At 45.3% G+C, this 17872-nt stretch carries 16 protein-coding genes; all 16 read right to left on the bottom strand.

Going from position 1 to position 17872, the window contains the following annotated elements:
• Positions 1–104: 104 nt before the first annotated feature.
• Positions 105–1637, bottom strand: coding sequence for a recombinase family protein (locus BN6539_RS09300; RefSeq protein ID WP_067536956.1), 1533 nt, complete (start codon positions 1635–1637; stop codon positions 105–107).
• On the bottom strand, positions 1634–3271 hold the full coding sequence (locus BN6539_RS09295) for a recombinase family protein (RefSeq protein ID WP_067536952.1): 1638 nt from the start codon (positions 3269–3271) through the stop codon (positions 1634–1636). The genes BN6539_RS09300 and BN6539_RS09295 overlap by 4 nt, the downstream gene beginning before the upstream one ends.
• A 1-nt stretch (position 3272) precedes the next feature.
• Positions 3273–4892 (bottom strand): recombinase family protein, encoded by a 1620-nt coding sequence (locus tag BN6539_RS09290; protein ID WP_067536949.1) that lies wholly within the window; start codon positions 4890–4892, stop codon positions 3273–3275.
• A 144-nt stretch (positions 4893–5036) separates the two neighbouring features.
• Positions 5037–5267 (bottom strand): DUF6870 family protein, encoded by a 231-nt coding sequence (locus tag BN6539_RS09285; RefSeq protein WP_067536944.1) that lies wholly within the window; start codon positions 5265–5267, stop codon positions 5037–5039.
• Between the two features lie 155 nt (positions 5268–5422).
• The gene (locus BN6539_RS22580) at positions 5423–5599 is read right to left on the bottom strand and encodes a hypothetical protein (protein ID WP_008394536.1); all 177 of its coding nucleotides are present in this window, start codon (positions 5597–5599) and stop codon (positions 5423–5425) included.
• 318 nt (positions 5600–5917) lie between these two features.
• Positions 5918–6343: an RNA polymerase sigma factor gene (locus BN6539_RS09280; protein WP_067536939.1), complete on the bottom strand. Its 426-nt coding sequence runs from the start codon at positions 6341–6343 to the stop codon at positions 5918–5920.
• Between the two features lie 514 nt (positions 6344–6857).
• Positions 6858–7163 carry a winged helix-turn-helix domain-containing protein gene (locus tag BN6539_RS23220; protein WP_330385066.1) on the bottom strand — a complete coding sequence of 102 codons (306 nt, stop codon included), beginning with the start codon at positions 7161–7163 and terminating at the stop codon, positions 6858–6860.
• A gap of 215 nt (positions 7164–7378) precedes the next feature.
• Positions 7379–7798, bottom strand: a complete 420-nt coding sequence (locus BN6539_RS09270; protein ID WP_067538187.1) for a metal-dependent transcriptional regulator — start codon at positions 7796–7798, stop codon at positions 7379–7381.
• 59 nt (positions 7799–7857) lie between these two features.
• A complete protein-coding gene (locus tag BN6539_RS09265) occupies positions 7858–9576 on the bottom strand; it encodes an ABC transporter ATP-binding protein (RefSeq protein ID WP_067536933.1) in 1719 nt (572 codons plus the stop codon).
• A complete protein-coding gene (locus BN6539_RS09260; RefSeq protein WP_067536928.1) occupies positions 9570–11360 on the bottom strand; it encodes an ABC transporter ATP-binding protein in 1791 nt (596 codons plus the stop codon). The genes BN6539_RS09265 and BN6539_RS09260 overlap by 7 nt, the downstream gene beginning before the upstream one ends.
• A 171-nt stretch (positions 11361–11531) precedes the next feature.
• Positions 11532–13175 carry a nickel ABC transporter substrate-binding protein gene (locus tag BN6539_RS09255; RefSeq protein WP_067536924.1) on the bottom strand — a complete coding sequence of 548 codons (1644 nt, stop codon included), beginning with the start codon at positions 13173–13175 and terminating at the stop codon, positions 11532–11534.
• Between the two features lie 53 nt (positions 13176–13228).
• Positions 13229–13993, bottom strand: a complete 765-nt coding sequence (locus tag BN6539_RS09250; protein WP_067536920.1) for an ABC transporter ATP-binding protein — start codon at positions 13991–13993, stop codon at positions 13229–13231.
• On the bottom strand, positions 13990–14769 hold the full coding sequence (locus BN6539_RS09245) for an ATP-binding cassette domain-containing protein (protein ID WP_067536916.1): 780 nt from the start codon (positions 14767–14769) through the stop codon (positions 13990–13992). Before BN6539_RS09245 ends, BN6539_RS09250 begins: the two co-directional genes overlap by 4 nt.
• Positions 14759–15577 (bottom strand): ABC transporter permease, encoded by an 819-nt coding sequence (locus BN6539_RS09240; protein WP_067536912.1) that lies wholly within the window; start codon positions 15575–15577, stop codon positions 14759–14761. The genes BN6539_RS09245 and BN6539_RS09240 overlap by 11 nt, the downstream gene beginning before the upstream one ends.
• Positions 15574–16494, bottom strand: coding sequence for an ABC transporter permease (locus BN6539_RS09235; protein WP_301858576.1), 921 nt, complete (start codon positions 16492–16494; stop codon positions 15574–15576). Before BN6539_RS09235 ends, BN6539_RS09240 begins: the two co-directional genes overlap by 4 nt.
• Before the next feature lie 209 nt (positions 16495–16703).
• Entirely contained in the window at positions 16704–17690 is a 987-nt protein-coding gene (locus tag BN6539_RS09230; RefSeq protein ID WP_082907428.1) for a helix-turn-helix domain-containing protein, read from the bottom strand.
• Positions 17691–17872: the final 182 nt, after the last annotated feature.

Genomic DNA, 17872 nt, shown 5'->3' with positions numbered 1-17872 from the left:
CAAAAAAAGCATGAAGTCGTTCCTTTTCTTCCGGCAGCATACAGCCAAAAGTTGTGCTGCCTTTTCTGTAATAAAACGCAATCCGCATAATCAATCCCTTTCCCTCATTTGTGAGCTGCCAAACTGTCCCTTATCTTAAATTCAACATCCACCCGTTTATCAGGGTAAACATAAATCTTATCAATCAGAAGATCAACCAATTCCGAAGTCAGCCCATCGCTTTCCGTCAGCATCCGGGAAATATCCATCTGCTGGCGCTGGTGCTGCCGTTCTTCCTGTTCGGCTTCAAGACGGGCCATGACAACCGCTTTGGTATTCTGCACTTCCAACAGCCTTTCACTGATCTGCTCTTTTTGCTCCTTGTATTTCGGGAGCGGAATCCCCCCGGAAACAAGCGATTCATACAGCTTCCGCTTTTCTTCCTGCAGTTCAAAAATCTGCCGGTCAAAGTCAGCTTGATGTAAAGTAACGGTATCTACCTTACGGAGATCCGCTAAGCTGTCAACGCCAAATGCTACCTGGAACTGTTTGCACAGTAATTCATAAACAAGCTGGTTCAGTTCTTTTTCTCGGATATGAATATTATAACAGTCCAGTGGAGGAATCGTGCTGGAAAAGCGGCACCGGTAAGATGTCCCGTTTGCCAGGTGCAGGGCATGTTTACAGCATCCACAGATAACCTTCCCACGCAGGAGATAGTTGTGCTTTTTCCTGTTTGGAATCTTAAAACGCTGAATAGAGGCATTGGCCTTTGAAAAGATTTCCTCATTCACCAGCGGTATATGATGGTTCGGTATTTTGATCCAGTCGCTTTCCTCTTTGCTCCGCATCTTGTGGCCGCCAATTTCCGTAACCTCTTTTTTGCCAATCACATAAGTGCCCATATATCGTTCGTCAGCAAGAATCCGAAGCACCGTAGAATTGCACCACATTCCGTGAGTTCTTGAAACATCGTGTGTCTTAATTCCTTTTCGGGCCTTATGTTCTCCGGGCGTGGGAATCTGCTGACGGGAAAGCTCCCGTGCAATATCGGCTGCGTTCATGCCATTTACGGCATATTCAAAAATTTTCTGGACTACTTCGGAAGTCTCCGGGTCCGGCACCATCCGTCCGTTTTCCCCTTTGCGATAACCGTAAGGGCAGATTTTACTTTGGTATTCGCCACGCTGGAATTTCAGGTATTTGGCCGTTTTTGTCTTTACCGACATATCACGGCTGTAATACTCACTGATTAAATACTTGAAGGCGACTTCCATACCTCCAGTATCACCTTTTAACTTTTGGGTGTCAAAATCATCATTGACAGAGATAAAGCGGGTATGAAACAGCGGAAATACCCGCTCGATAAAGTAGCCGGTTTCCAAACTGTTGCGACCAAACCGGGAAAAATCTTTTACCATGATACAGTCAATCCGATTGGCCCGTACCAGGTCAAGTAATTCCTGCACCGCAGGGCGCTCGAAGTTTGCCCCGCTGTACCCGTTATCTACAAACTCCATAAGTTCCGCATTGGCATATTCAGGCAGTTCAGAGGCATATTCCCGAAGGATGCTTCGCTGGCTGGAAATACTCATACTATCTGTTTTGGCATCCTCCAAAGAAAGACGGATATAAAGAGCAATCATATACTTTTTCATTCTGCCGCCGCCTCCTTAAACGCCTCAAATTCCGTGCGGAATGTAAATTTTACATCTACCTGTTTATTCGGGTAGACCGTGATCCGCTCAATCAAACGCTCAATGAGGGCGGCAGTCAGGGAGCCTCCGACTAAAAGTTCCTGCTCGTCTTTTTCCAGGTTCTTGCACTTTTCGGCCTGTTCCTGACGGACGGCAGACTGGTTTTCATAAAAGGAAAGCTCTTTTTGGGCCGCCTGCATCTGTTCTTCGTAAGTCGCTTTCAAAACGAAATATTCTTCGCTGTCAATCGCTCCGTTCATCAGATTTTCATAAAGAGTTTGCAAAAACTCACGGCTTTGGTTAAGCTGTAACTTTGCCCGGTTGATTTTCTCACGGGTGGCAGCCTCTTTTTCCTGTTTTTGAATGTTGTCGTTCAGAAGCAGCGCATAATCCCCCAGAACGGCGGCTAATTCCCTTTTAAGAATGTCCAGAACCGTTGCGATCAGCTCGGTTTCGCTAATGGAAACACCAGCGCATTTATCTTTATGTACCCTGGTAGGGGTTAGGCAGTGGAAGCGATATGAACCATTGCATTGTTGACGCTGCCGGTGCAGACTTCTCCCGCAGTCTCCACAGAAGATACGCCCCTTGAAAATATTGGGCGTGTATGGGATAACCGGGTGCTTCTTGCTTTCCTCGGCCACTTCTGCCCGGTACTTCTGAACGGCATCGAAAATCTCTTTGGAAACGATAGGCTCATGGGTTCCAGTAACGACAATCAGGTTTTCCTCGCCTGCGGACACCTGCCGGTGAAGGACCGTTTTTGTTCGCCCTTGCACCATGTCGCCGGTATATTTATCCTCCTTCAAAATCTTGGCAACTGTCCAGGTCTGCCAGTAGCCGCGCCCTGCTAATGCCTGATGGGTGATCTCCCCGGTTTGCATCTTATACTTTCCGGGAGAAGGGTAGTTTCCTTCATTGAGCAGAAGCACAATCCGGTTGAGGGGGACTTTTTCATAAGCCCACTGGAAAATCTGGCGTACCACAGGAGCCGCCACAGGATCAATAATCAATTTGTGGCAGTCATCAGGGTCTTTCATATATCCAAATGGCGCCCTGCCACCCACATACTTGCCCTCTTTCATATCCTGACGGGCCTGGGCCTTTATCTTGCGTCCTATGTCCAGAGCATAGGCTTCGTTAATCATATTTTTCAGCGGAAGGATAATACCGCCGTGGAGATTATCAGGATTTTCAGAATCAAATTGATCCGTAACGCTGATGAACCGGACATTATGGGAAGGGAAATACCGCTCAATGTAATATCCCGTGTCAATGGCATTGCGTCCCAGGCGTGAAAGGTCTTTGACAATCACACAGCCCACTTTGCCGGATTCAATATCCGAAAGCATCCGTTGGAAGCCGTCACGGTTGAAATTCGTTCCTGTTGCTCCATTGTCGATATAAATGTCATAAAGACGCAGTTCAGGTTTTCCCAATAGGAATTTTTCGAGAACCAGCTTTTGCGTTTCGATAGAATTTCCACGTTTATTGTTATCCTCCACAGACAGCCGGATATACAGCGCCGTGCTGATAAACGGGGAAGCAGGCATGGCAGCCTGCGCCATAGTATGTTTCCTGCTCTTTCTCGCCATTTCAGACCACCATCCTTTCCTGTACCGGCGTAATCAGGGCGAGGGCTTTTTCATATTCGTCCTGATAATTAAATTGAATCTGCAATTCATCTTTCCCCAGCACTGTAATCACCTGCACAAGCTGGATCACCGCCTTGCGGTCCAGTTCTTCCAGATCGGAAAAACGCCTGAAATTCTCAATCCAGCGATTCCGCTCACTCCGGTTTTCCATTACATCGGTCCGTTTCTCCTTAAGGGCGGCAACCGCCTGTTCCAGTTGGGTGATACGGGCACTGTAACTGCTTTTGTTATAAAGGAACTCCGACTTGTCCAGAAAGCCGTTTACCATGCTCTCATACAGTTTCATCTTATATTGACGAATCTGCTCCAACTGCTGCTCATTCTGGGCGATCTGCCGCGAATACTCTTTGATAAGTTCACGGTTGATACGGCTCTGGTCTATGCCGGATAAGATTTCATCCAAAGAGACTACATTGGCAATAAACCCTTTCAGGCTGTCCCGCACGCACTCCATCAGCTCATGTTCCTTTACCATGACCGGATGGGCGCAGCCGTTCTTCTTTCCGGTGGGACAATAGTAATAGTGATATTCTTTGTCTTTGTAGCGGTTCGTTTTGCGTACCATCCGGCTGCCGCAGCAACCGCAGACCAGTATGCCGGAAAACAGATAGACTTTATCTTTTTGGGGAGATGTACGGGTGTCCAGGTTGCGAATCCTTTGCACCAGGTCAAAATCATTCCGATCAATAATGGCTTCGTGAGCATTTTCCACGCGAATCCACTCGGAGGAAGGGCGGCTCTCCATCTCTTTCAGTTTGAAGTGCTGAGAACCCTTTCGGCCCTGAACCAGCGTACCGGTATAAGTTTCATCCTGCAAGATCCGGGTGACGGTATTGGCCGACCACCGGCAATCCTTCCGGTCTGTATAGCCTTTCTTGGCATGGGGAAGGCCATAATACTTTTTATATGCCAGGGGAGAGAGCGTACCCAGCCGGTTCAGCTCATTTGCGATGGCGTAGGGACTGAATCCTTCCAGGCGCATCCTGAAAATGCTCCGCACCACCTGGGCAGCATATTCGTCTACCACAAGAAGATTATGATTTTCTTCGGATTTACGATAGCCATAAACCGGGAAAGCTCCAACGAAATCACCGTTCTTGCGCTTTGTCTCCAGAGAACTTCTCGTCTTGATGGAAATATCCCGTGCATAGGCTTCATTCATAATGTTCTTTACTGATACAGTCAGGTCATCGCCTGTGCTCTCATTGAGAGTATCAATATTGTCATTGATGGCAATAAACCTCACGCCATAGGCCGGAAAGACACGGCGCATATAGCGGCCAGTCTCAATATACTCACGGCCAAGACGGGAAAGGTCTTTGACAATGACGCAGTTGATCTTTCCTTCCATGATGTCATCCATCATTTCCTTAAAAGCCGGACGGTCAAAGATAACCCCGCTGTACCCATCGTCTACCTTTTCAGAGACCAGCTCGATTTCCGGGTGACGGCTCACGAAATCTTCGATCAGCTTTCGTTGATTGCCGACACTGTTGCTTTCATTTGATTTGTCATCCGTATAAGATAAGCGGATATATTTGGCAGCCTTATAAACCTGCATAGAAAAACACTCCTTTCATCACGGAAAAATCCCCGCAATTCAAGGAGTGCAGTCTGCTTATCGGTATTCAATTCCTTTTCCATGTTTATTATAACGCTCCATGCGGGAAAAATCAGCCCCCAAAATGAAAAAAATCAGCAAATTTCAGCGAAGGATTCCGCGCAGACATTCCTCCAGGGTGGCACCTTCCTGGGAAAAACTTGCCCGGACAACAAATCTGCCGCATTTGAAATGATACGGGTCCCGGATCTGCCGAATAAACTCGGCAATCCTTTCTTCTCGCGGCAAATCCTTATTAACAGATACATCCCGGATGTCGGCAAGTTTATCTGCCTCCGGTGTTTGAATGACCGTATATGCCGGTGTGGGATTCATAACAGCAGCTCCTTTCCTTTCATACTGAATCATCAAAATCACATGAATAAGGCCGGACACACAAAAAGAGCGGCCCGGCCTCATGGTATCTGATTTCGATTTTATAAGAATCCATGCCGCTGCTCGAAAATCAAAACAACGGCATGGATGTTTTCTTAGTAGCTTGCCGTATTTGCCACGCCCCCCGGCAGGCCCTTTTCCGGGCCGGGGATGCCACAGGCTGCGGCCAGCTTTACCGCATCATAGCCCTGCTTGTGCCGTCGCTTCGCCAGAGCTAACGAACACAGAAGGGACTCCCCCCAAGTCTTTGACGGGTCGTGAGAAAGTATCATTATACCCTGTATCAGTCATCGCGTCTGGCCTGCCACAGCCAGATCAATGGATAGCGTAGATCGCTCGGACGGCTGGGCTTCATCACCTCCTTAAAGCCGCCTGTCATCGCGCCGCTCCATTTGCCGCTCGGAATACAGGGAAAGTACCTATGGCACCGTATATGCAGTTTTCAAGGTCCAAATGAAGGATTGGGAGCTTGTCTGCATATACAGGTGGGTGTGGCACCGTTGAAGGTTCTCACTCACCGAAATGGCATTGTCCCAAAAAATTGTCCTTCTATAAGTCGTGACATTTTCGGGGGTACATTTATAGGGGGTTTAGAAATTTTCTTCTAAAATTTTTTCCAGACGCCGAAGTCCGCGCCGAATACTTTCATGGACAGCATGGAGAGAAACACCTTCCATCTTGGCAATATCCATCAAGGTAATGCCGAGAATATAATGAGCGTACACACGCTGGCGTTGTTTCTCCGGCAATGAAGAAATCGCCTGGTACAGCCGTTCTTCCTCCAGGTGCCTTTCTACGATCTCCTGCAGCGTTGGGGTAAAAAGAACAGCTTCGCGTTCAATATCATCCCCATAATCAAGAGAAAGAAATGCCTTATGCCGGTATGTACGGCGGCGATATGCCACTTCTTTTCGCTGATATTCTACCAGCACATCTACAACCTCATCGGGCAGGCTGATAAACAGATCCGTTTTATATATTTCCGGGTAAAATTCCCGCAGATTGATTTCTTTCATGGTAATCCTCCAATTTCGATTTTTGAGTGGGTTAATGGGCAAATCGAAATCAGAGGGGCGGTGATCTACACCGTACAGGTCCGACGGCAGGCTTGTCCTGCGCCTTATTTGTAAAAAAGAGCGCCCACCGTACAGCGGTAAGCTGCGCCTGTCGTATTCCGTCACCATCTGACGGAGCAGAATGGAAAATGCAAAATCCTGTCGAATGGAAAAACCCCGCAATCCATCGCAGGATTACGGGGTTTGAATCTCTTTTATATGACCGGCTATGTCGAGGCCGGTATTCTGACCTCGGCAGCATTTTCCATGCCCTCCTTTATTGAAGGAGAGCAGAGTTACCTATTATGTCCACCTCCCTCATTTTGGGGCATTATATAGGGATAAATGCTATAATTCTTCCAGAAGCGTCATGGTTTTACTGAATTTAATCAACAATACATGACAAAATCAGGCATTATCCACACAGCAGAAAAAACGAAAATTTAAGGGTGCGGCAGGGAATACCGCACCCTTTCTATATTTCAAATTTGTAGCCTACACCATAGACGCTTTTTACATAATCCGGCAAGTCGGGGGCAACCCGGAGTTTCTTTCGCAGGTTGCTTATGTGGTTGTTGATTGCTTTCCGGGAATAGTAGGAATAATCCTCATGCCATACCAGATCCAGGAGCATTTCATAAGTGAACACTCGCTTTGGGTTCAGTATGAGCAAAGCAAAGATTTCAAATTCCTTGACCGTCAGTGGAATTACCTGACCCCGCACAGTGACAAGGTGCTGCTCCAAGCAGAAATACAAATCACCTTCCCGGATTTCCGTCAATGGCTGATCTGCCTGCGGAGGGATAAAATACTGGCCTCGAAGAAGTGTTAAGTATGGGACATCAGCCGGAATATTGCCAGCCTCATAATCACGAACAAACTGAGCCAGCTCCTTCTTTTGGCAGGGAGAAAGCAGAGCAAATAGCTTTTCACCAATCTGCCTGCCGGAATCTTTTAAATCCAGTACGGCTAATTTCCCATGTTATCACCACCTCCTTAGTCCTCTAAAGCATCTTTCAGTTTTTGAAAAGATTCTTCGCTGATAGCATGTTCCAATCGGCAAGCGTCTCTTTCCGCTGTTTTTGGATCTACACCAGCAGCGATCAATCGTTTGGTAAAAAAACGATGGCGTTCATAAATCTTTTCTGCCACTTCCTTACCCTTAGTCGTTAAAGAAATCGACTTATTATCCTCACGCACTAAGAATCCGCTTTCGCATAGTCTTGTAACCATATTTGTAATAGTCGGCTTTGAACGCTCTAAAAAGGTTGCAAGATCAACGCAGCGAACATCACCTTTCTGACGATCAAGAATCAGAACTGCTTCTAAATAATCTTCACCCGTAGCCCGAAGTTCTTCGGCATAAGATTCGGAAGGTGAAACCGCCTCCTGAGTTTTGTGTTTTTCCCATGCCATCTTTGCGATCATTGAAATCAATAGAGTGCGTCACCTCCTTTTCAGTAGATTCGTGATTATCATTTACCGCGCTGTAACGCAACCAAGTGAGCATATAGCCCGTTCTTTTTCATAAGCTCCTGTGGTGTACCCATTTCGCTTACCTTTCCATCATCCAAAACCACGATTTTATCCGCATTAGCAACTGTCCTCATACGGTGAGCAATCACCATAACGGTCTTATCTTTCAGCAAGACAGAAAGAGCATCCTGTACCAATGTTTCACTCTCAGCATCCATAGAGGCTGTAGCCTCGTCCAAAAGGATTACCGGCGCATTTTTTAGCAATGCTCTCGCAATGGAAATCCGTTGCCGTTCTCCACCGGAAAGGGCGCTGCCATTTTCGCCAATATTCGTCTGATACCCCTGTGGCAGCCGAGAAATAAATTCTTCGCACTGTGCAGCCCTTGCCGCCGCTTTTACTTCTTCGTCAGTTGCACCGCTTCGTCCAAGGCGAATATTCTCCATGACAGTTTCATCAAAGAGAAGTACATCTTGGAAAACAATAGCAAAGTTTTTGAATAATGTTTCCGGTTCTACGCTCTTTACATCGACACCACCTAAAGTGATTTGGCCGGAATCTGCATCCCAGAACCGTGCTGCCAATTTTGAAGCAGTAGATTTGCCGCTTCCCGACGGACCTACTAAGGCGGTGACTTCACCTTGTTTTGCTGTGAAGGAAACGCCTTTCAACACCGGTTCCTCATTATAAGAGAAATGGACATCCTTAAATTCAATGTCAAATCCTTTGTTATTGCAAACATTACTTCCTGTCTGTTCCGGTGTTGCGTCAATCTGTTTCATTCTCTTTACGCTTACCAGTGAAGAAAAGACCTCGGCCATCAACATAAAGCAGCTTGTGAAGGGGTCATAAATTCTGCCAGCAAAAATAAGGTATAAGATAAACATGGAAATCGTGAGGGAGCCAGCCGCCACAAGATAGCCACCTACCAGCAGTACCGCAACAAGGCCAAAGCGCAAAATAAATTGTGCTGTTGTAGTCGCTGCGCCAGGCGCAATCTCATTTCGGAAAGAGCATTTCACCACATAGTCCAGCTTTTTTTCCAGACCGGCCAGATATTCTTCTTCTCTGGAGCAAGATTTCAATTCCTGAATAGTATCAAGATATTCCTGTACTCCATCATAGGCTACACGTTTAGCGTCCATATTAGCACTTTCTGCCTTAGCCTGTGCCTTTCGTGCTGCAAAGACCACCAGTGCTGCTGCGGGAACAGGAATCACAATACAAAGCCCTAACCGCCAATCCATTACAAGCAGACCTATCGCCGTAATGATAAACATGAAAATGGTTCCAAAAAGTTGCGGAAGGGCATTAGAAAACACACGCTCCAGCGCCGTACAATCACCCATGATAGTTGTGGTCAGATCGGAAAGATTTTTCTGCCCGAAGAAGGACAACGGAAGTCTGCGAAGTTTTTCAGCAAGAACAATTCGGCGGTTCGCACTTTCCTCATAAGCCACGGTATAGGTTTTGTTATATTGAAGCCATTGGGTACAAAATACAATAATAAACAGAACTACCGTCATAATGCAAAAAGCAGGAATATATTCCGTAATTCCCGATGATTCACCCGATATTACATTCAGCAGTTCCCAAATTACCATGATTAAGAGGCTGGCCGGGATAATCAGGCAAATATTGCTGAGGGTCGTTGCGGCAATCCCTTTATTTAAGTCTTTTGAGCCTTGGTCGCTCAAAGCAAACAGACGCTTTAGCATACTTTCACCTCATTTCCAATATGCCACTGTGTTGTCTTGGTATAGTTCTCCCACATACGGGCATATTCACCATTTTTCTTTACCAATTCGTTATGCCTGCCGCTTTCAACAAGCTCTCCCTGCCGCATTACCAAAATCTGATCGGCATTCTGCACCGTTGAAAGCCGGTGAGCAATCATAATAACTGTTTTTCCCTTTGTAAGCCCCTCAAATGCCTGCTGTATCTGCTGCTCGTTTTCGGGGTCAGCATAGGCTGTAGCCTCGTCAAGTACGATAATAGGTGCATCTTTCAAAATAGCTCTTGCAATCGCAATACGTTGGGTTTCACCCCCCGATAAGTACACACCTTTGCTGCCGACTACTGTATCGATTCCTTTAGGGAATTTAGCCAATATATCATCACATTGAGCCAAATGTGCTGCCCGCATGACTTCTTCTCTTGTTGCACTTGGGCGTCCAGCCCGAATGTTCTCAAATAGACTATCCTTGAACAGTTTTGGGTCCTGGAATACAAAGGCGACCATCTTCATTAAATCTGGATGGGCAATGCTGCGAATGTCTACACCGCCAATTTTAATGCTGCCGGCCTGTGCGTCATAAAATCGGGGAATCAAGCTGGCAGTGGTACTCTTACCGGAGCCGGAATGTCCCACAAGGGCGGTTGTTGTACCGGCTTTTGCACGAAAACTAAGATGAGAAACTGCCGGCTGCTCTGCGCCTTCATAGGTAAAGGTTACTCCTTCAAAAGAAATATCATAGCTTGCAGGGCGTTTCGGTTGTGCAGTTTCTTCCTGCGGTTCTGCGTTCAAAATCATATCAATACGCCGCATGGATTCTTCAGCCTGCATTTTGTAACTCGTCATATAGAGAATCTTGTTCAGCATTACCGCACAGGCCGGTGAAAAAATCACATAAAACAGAAAACTTTGTGTGAACCCAACAAGGTCAGAAGATACCAACCCTATAATCAGTGCAGTAGGAACCAATACAAGGAAGCTGGAATTGATAACGGAATTAAAGGCAACCATACCCTTTTTACAAGACATCGTGTAAGCTAAAGCAAATTTTCGATAGGACTTGATTGCCTCATTAAATTTTGTTATGGACTGCACCGTTTGCCCAAACACCTTCAAGACGGAAATTCCACGGATGTATTCTACCGCCTCGTGATTCATCGTTTCCAACGAGTCCTGATAGGTCTGCATCAGTTTCATGCCTTCCTTGCCCATCAGAGATTTTTGCAGGAAAAAGCCGATTCCAAAAAGCAGAAGCAGTGGTACACCAATGCGCCAGTCAAACAGAAGCATTAAAATCAGGCTTACTACCATAGTTACTTGTGCGCCAACCAAGTCTGGAAGTTGATGGGCTATAAAAGTTTCTGTTTGAAAACTATTTTCGTCAATGATTTTCCGCAGTTTGCCGCTGGGATTGGTATCAAAATATCCCATAGGCATTTTCGCCAGATGTTTCAGCGCAGCCATTTTTAGATTCTTTTCGGTATGAAACGCTGTCACATGAGAGCATAGCAAAGCACAGAAATATAATGCCAGACCGATCAGCTCCAAAACTAAGGCAATCATTCCCCAGCGAACTAAACTTTGCGTGTCCAAAGCACTGCCGGTAAAGACATTTACCAATTCACGTGCTGCAAAATAGACGCAGAGGAATGGTCCTAAAATAAAGATGGCACTAACACCGGATAAAATACGGGATATATTCAATAAACTGCGTTTTTCTCCTGTAAATTCGAGAAGCCGCTTTATCCCGCCGTTCTTTTGTTTCATCAAAACAAAGCCTCCTTTCAAATTGGTTAGCAATAACTAACCTTTTCTTTCATTATAATTGGTGGAAAATATACATTCAACGACCTATCAGGTATATTGTTACTCCAATCAGCTCACGATAAAAGGTGAAAGAAAAGGCGGCTGGCGAAAGCCGCCTTTTCCCACAGGCAATCAGTTTACTTTTATGTTTTGAACGGATGTAAAATTAGAATCCATAGGGAATGTATAGTCGGTGATTTTATCGCTGTAAATTGCCAGTTGGTGCATATATACAAGAGGGGTTGTCAGTTCTTCATCGGCGATTGTTGTTAAAATCGTTTGATAAATTTCCTGAATCCTCGTTTCATCGGTAGAAGAATCCAATTCAGCAACCAGATCCGCAAGTTCCGGCTGGGTGGAGCCTAAAAGCATCACAATAGGATCCATGGAAGTCTGAGGGTTAATATTCGTAACAACATTAGCCGGATCATAGAAACCGCCTTGAGTTTTGAATACCGTCAAACCATAATCCCCGCTTTGAACCATAGCATACCAATCCATCATTGCGGCAGACTGGGGTGTTAATTCAATGCCAATTTTCTGTGCTTGATTGCAGATGTAGACAACCAAGTTATCGTCCGAAGCAGAGCCGGTCTGATACAGGAAAGCAGCCGAAATATTTGCCCCATCCTTTTCCCGGATTCCGTCACCGTCTGTATCAACATATCCAGCTTCATCCAACATTTGATTTGCCGCATCAATATCAAAGGTTGCCTCTGAAAGCTCCAAATCACAATACGGCAGGTCTGTGGAGAAAAAGCTGTCTGCCCGATCATGCAAGCCACCATAAATGCTGTCTGCTACGGCATCTTTATCAATAGCAGAGGCAATCGCCTTTCGGATAACCGAATCGCCAAAAACAGTATCGTTCAGGTTATATCCCACATAGTAAGTCTGCAAAGCCTTATCATCGATTTGTGCTCCAAAGCCTTCGGTCTGGCTGATTTCGTCATAACTTTCAGCAGAAACATTTTTGATACCGGATATAAAATCAACTTCTCCATTTTTCAGCGCAAGAATCTTGGCATCATTATCAGGGATGCTCTTAATAGAAAAGCTATCTACTTCCGGTGTTTCACCCCAATAGTTGGGATTGCGTACAAAATTCCATGTCTGGCCATCATTGTCCCCTTCGTACATATATGGGCCGGTTCCATAGGTGGCTGTCCGAAAAGTATCTTTAGCGGTTAAATCATCATTCAACTGCTCGCTGGAGACAATACCAAAAGGATTGGCAAGGCAAAGTTCCCGCAAAGTATTATAGTAAGGCTGCGTCAGCCGAAGTTCTACTGTATAATCCCCGGTAGCTTCGGCACTTTCAATGATTGTAGAAAGGCGTCCATACCCTCCGTTATACTGGCCGAGATTTACAGGCACAGCCATCAATGATTTTGCCACATCTTCGGCGGTCAGATCTGAGCCATCCGAAAACTTAACGCCTTCTCTGATCTGGAAGGTATACACCAGTCCGTCATCACTCATAGACCAATCTTCGGCCAGAGATCCGACCAGTTCATTATTTTCATTGTATGTCACCAGCGTATCATAGAAACTGGTGAGGTAATAGGTAATATCGTACTGGCTGGAAGATACTTCGGGAGTGAGGATCGTATAGAAATATTCAAATCCCCAGCTTTCAGCCAAATTAACATGTACGGCCTCTGTTCCTGTTGTCCCTGAACCGGATTCTGCTGATTCCTTATTGTTGGAGCAGGCCGCAAGGGAAACAACCATCGCTGCGGACAGCAGAGCTGCCGCTAATCGTTTGAATTTCATCGTGTGATTTTCCTTTCTTGATTTTTATTTACCCAAATTCATTGGATTCCAAATTAAATAATTCCACTGGCTTCTAACAGCACTTTGCTATACGGCTGCTGAAATACCGAAGGATCCCCGGAAAAAGTGACCTGCTCAACCAGTCTCGAACTCCGCATCACAAGAATTTCATCTGCCACTACTACAGCAAGTTCCATGTCGTGGGTAATGAAAATCAAAGTGAAGCCGACCTCTTTTTGGAGATCAATGATTTCCTCCACAATTTTTTTCCGAAGCGGCAGGTCAAAACCGTTTGTAGCTTCATCGAAAATTAAGCACTCCGGTTCCGCAGCCAACGCTCGTGCTATCGCAATACGCTTTTGCTCACCACCGGACAATTCCGAAGGAAGCCGTGCATAGTAGGACACCGGAAGATTACAAAGTGTCAGCAATTCTTCGCACCGCTTTTTCCGCCGCGCTTTGTCCATACCGAAAAAGCAGATCAGCGGTTCCTCAATGGATTTTCCTACAGACATCTTTGGATCCAATGCCGAAGCGGAATTTTGTTGGATAATCTGCACTCTCTTAAAATGTTCCTTCCGGGCTTTATAGCGCCTGCCATATAGCGGCATATTATCAAAATATACATTTCCGCCATCCGGTTTTTGCAGTCCAGCAATCATCCGTGCAAGTGTTGTTTTCCCAGAGCCAGATTCACCGACAATCGCATAACGTCCTCCATTTTTGAAAACGGCACTGATCGGCGATACCGCTGTAAATCTGTTTTGTGAAAACGAGCCTTCTGAAAAAGTACAGCTTAAATCTCTTGTTTCAATCAATCGTCACCCCTCCTTTCTAAACGGCACGCACCTAAGAGATAGGCGGTATATTCTTCTTTGGGAGCCTTGATAATTTCCTGAGTATTTCCTGCTTCAATTACTTTTCCGTGGTTCATTATCAGCAAATGATCGGAAAAGGAGGCGGCACGCAGATCGTGGGTAACAAAGAGTACAGACATACCCTCTGTGCAAAGTTTTTTCAGTTCCTTCATCAGCTCCATACGATTACAGGCATCAATAGCCGTGGTTGCTTCATCCGCAATTAAAATCTGCGGTTCATTGATAAGCGCAGCAGTTATCATCAACCGCTGCAGCATGCCGCCGGAAAGGGCAAAAGGATAACTTTTCAATATCCTGTCTGTATCCTCTAACCCCAGCCGACGCAAAGTTTTGTCAAATAAAGTGTGCATTTCCGCTTTGGAAGAACGATCATGGTGCAGCCGATAGGTTTTCTCCAACTGCTTTCCTACACGTATCGAAGGATTGAAAGCTGTCATTGGATTTTGCATGATGAAACATATTTCTTTCCCATAGATCTGTTTTCGGTCCTTTTTGTGCAGGGCCAGAAGATCAATCCCTTGAAAAATAATCTGGCCCGTAGCCTGGTAAGCGGAACCAAGCAACCCCATAATCGCTTTGCAGATCGTTGTTTTTCCCGCACCTGAACTTCCGACAATCGAAAGCATTTCTCCCTTTTCAATTTGAAAAGATATGTTTTCTGCTACAGGCTCACCGGAGGGGAGAGAAATCGTAAGTTTTTTCACTTCAAGTGGCACTGATTTCGTCCTCCTTTCCAATCCTGTCACGCAGACCTTCGCCCAAGAGATTGAAACCGGCACAGCAGACAATCAAGCAGATACCGGGGTATATTATCAGGCTGGGATTGATGTAAATGCTGCTTCTGGCTTCATCCAGCATGGCGCCCCATTCCGGTGTGCCTGCAATCAAACCCACCCCCAAAAATGCAAAACTGGAAACAGACATAATCGCAGTTGCAATTCCGGTTGTAAAATAAACAATAAACTGTGGAAGCACATTTGGAATCAAATGGCGGGTCACAATACGAAAGTTAGAGGCACCGGAAATTTTGGAGGCTTCTATGTATTCTTTTCCACACTCTGTTTTTGCGTAAGAACGTACCATCCGCAAAAACCATGAAGCCATGGAAATGCCAATCGCAATTATGATGCTGGCAACCGAATCATCCACAGCCGAAACCAGCGACATCGCAATGACGATTAAAGGAAAAGCCATTAAAATATCGCACACCAGCCGCATGATTTCGTCCAATATACCGCCTTTATAGCTGGAATAACAGCCAACAAAAAGGGTTATCGCCGCAATGACAATCAACACAGGAATGGACAGGCCGAGAGAGTATCTTGCCCCATAAATCAGGCGTGACAATTCACACCGTCCCATCTGGTCGCAGCCCAAAGGGTATTCGGCAGATGGTGGTGCATTTTTCAAGGCAAGATTTGTTGCATTGGGATCATTGGGTGCCAATATGGGAGCGGCAACAGCCAATATTACAAAGAGGGCAATTAAGGCGATTCCTATCATAATTTGTGGTTTTCTTTTCATACACGCTTCCTCCTATATGCCGGGCATATCATACTGGAAAGGATGTCTGCTACTGTATTAAATAGAACGAAAAGAACTGCACACACCAAAATAGCCCCGGATATTCCATATACATCCATGCTTTCGCAGGATTCCATCAGATAGATTCCAAGCCCATCAATGGAAAACACGCTTTCCACCAAGGCAGATGTTCCAAACAATGCGGCACAGTATTGAGCGAATAAAGTGATTGCCGCAGGCAGAGCGTTACGCAAAACCTCTCCAAAAACAATCTGTGAATTAGAAAATCCCCTTGCTTTGGCATAAAGCACATAATCGCTTTTAAGTTCATTTAGAACAGAGGCGCGTAGCACTCTTGTCGATATACAGATGATTGGCACTGCCATAGCGATTGAGGGTAGTATCAGCGATTTTATGCTGCCATCTGCAATGACATGAAAAATCGGAATGTTCACTGCGAAAGCCGTCAAAAGAATAAGGGCCAGCCAAAAACTTGGGACGCAGATTCCAATGATACAGATAATCCGCGTTACATTGTCAAAGATACCATTCTTCCGTATCACCGAAATCGCCGATAGGATGACTGTAAACAAAATTACCCACGCCATTGCCATGACTATGACAGTACAAGTGACTGGCAGGGCAGCTTTTATGTTTTCAATCACCGGCTGCCTGTTTGTAATGGCAGTGCCCAGATCACCAGTTGCCACACCGGTTATGTAGTCAAAATATCTTTCGTGGAACGGCGCATCCAAACCAAGCTGTTCCCTCACTGCTTGAATTTGTTCCTCTGTAGCAAAAATACTGTTTTTCCTTACAATCATTTCCGCTGGATCCGTGCCAGTAAACACCTGCAAGCAGAAACTTAAAGTTACAACGCCCCAGATCACGATGATAAAACTAACGAGGCGTTTCAAAATTCTTCTCCCAATACTTCCCTTGTTTAACACATCCATGTCACTCGCTTTCTTTATATAGTTAGCAATGCCTAACCCATGACTTTGAAAAAGAGCCGCAACACTGCGGCTCTTTCATTAACTCTTATTGCCACCGGCCATTGTTAATTATAGCAGGCCGAAAAGGGTGGCTTCTATAACCAAGCGGGTGAATTTTTAATCCAATTAGCTCACCACGATTTGCAGCGATATGCAAACGGAGTAACGCCCATAATTGACTTAAAAGCGGCGGAAAACTTGCTTTGATTTTCATATCCGGCAGCCTCGGCTACTTCGCAGATACTAAGCTGTGGTTCGGAAACAAGCAGTTCCGCAGCAGCCTCCATACGCTTTATTTTCATAAAGGTACCTATCGAGTTGCCAGCGATAGAAGTAAAACACCGCTTCATGCTGGATTCTGCCACATGGAACATCTCTGCCAGTTGAGAGATCGTTATTTTGGAAAAAGGGTTCTCAATGATATATTGGTATGCTTGTTGTGTCCCTTTGGAAACATCCTCAGAAAACTGTCGGGGTTTTTTCACATAGCTGGCATCCAATAGGCTTAAAAACAGCAAAAGTTCGATCACTTTAATCCAGAAATACGGAATCCGGATTCTCTCATCCACCCGATAAAGTTCGCTGAAAATATGATCTATTTCATGCTTAGACTTAATCAAAAGAGAACGTCCATCACCACATAGAGTATCACGGATTTGCTGCAGGTTAATATCTCCTTGCCGAAAATCTGTATTGAGGGTCTTTTGAGCTCCTTCCATTTCTAAGAGAACAGTAATACCACGATATTTTTTTAACGGAATCCTTGAACCAACAAATAACTGTTGCCCTTTACAAAGATTACTAACCGATAAATCTCCTTCACCTAAAAAGCTAACAGAGCCACCGGCCAATTCACACTCATAGCATCCTTCCAGACAGTGATCGATTTGAAGAAAATCCTCTTTCGGAATTAAAGGTTGATAGCAGGAATCCATATTGAGATGATTATATGTTATCTGTATTCCAGGGGCCACATCATAACAGGTCATTTCTCCGGTTCCGGTATCTGTGCTTTGTTGAAGAATCAAATTTGCACTTTTTTCTTTTTTTTCAGGAAAATATATATCGTGAAGCTGTGATTGTTTCATCGCCGCTTCCATCAAATCACCCCATTTCATTCTTCTTGATTAGCCACAACTAACCACGATATATACTACTACATCCTCATTAAAAATGCAAGGTGTTAGCATACTGGCAAGCAATGCAATCTTACGTAAGATTGCGTATTTAGCAGAAATCCCGTTCCCGGAATTCCTGCTAAATGCTTGTTGGTGACATATCCCCAAACCCCTGAAATCAT

It is taken from the genome of Emergencia timonensis, from assembly GCF_900086585.1.
GTDB lineage: Bacteria > Bacillota > Clostridia > Peptostreptococcales > Anaerovoracaceae > Senimuribacter > Senimuribacter timonensis.
This window is presented reverse-complemented; position numbering and strand designations above follow the sequence as displayed.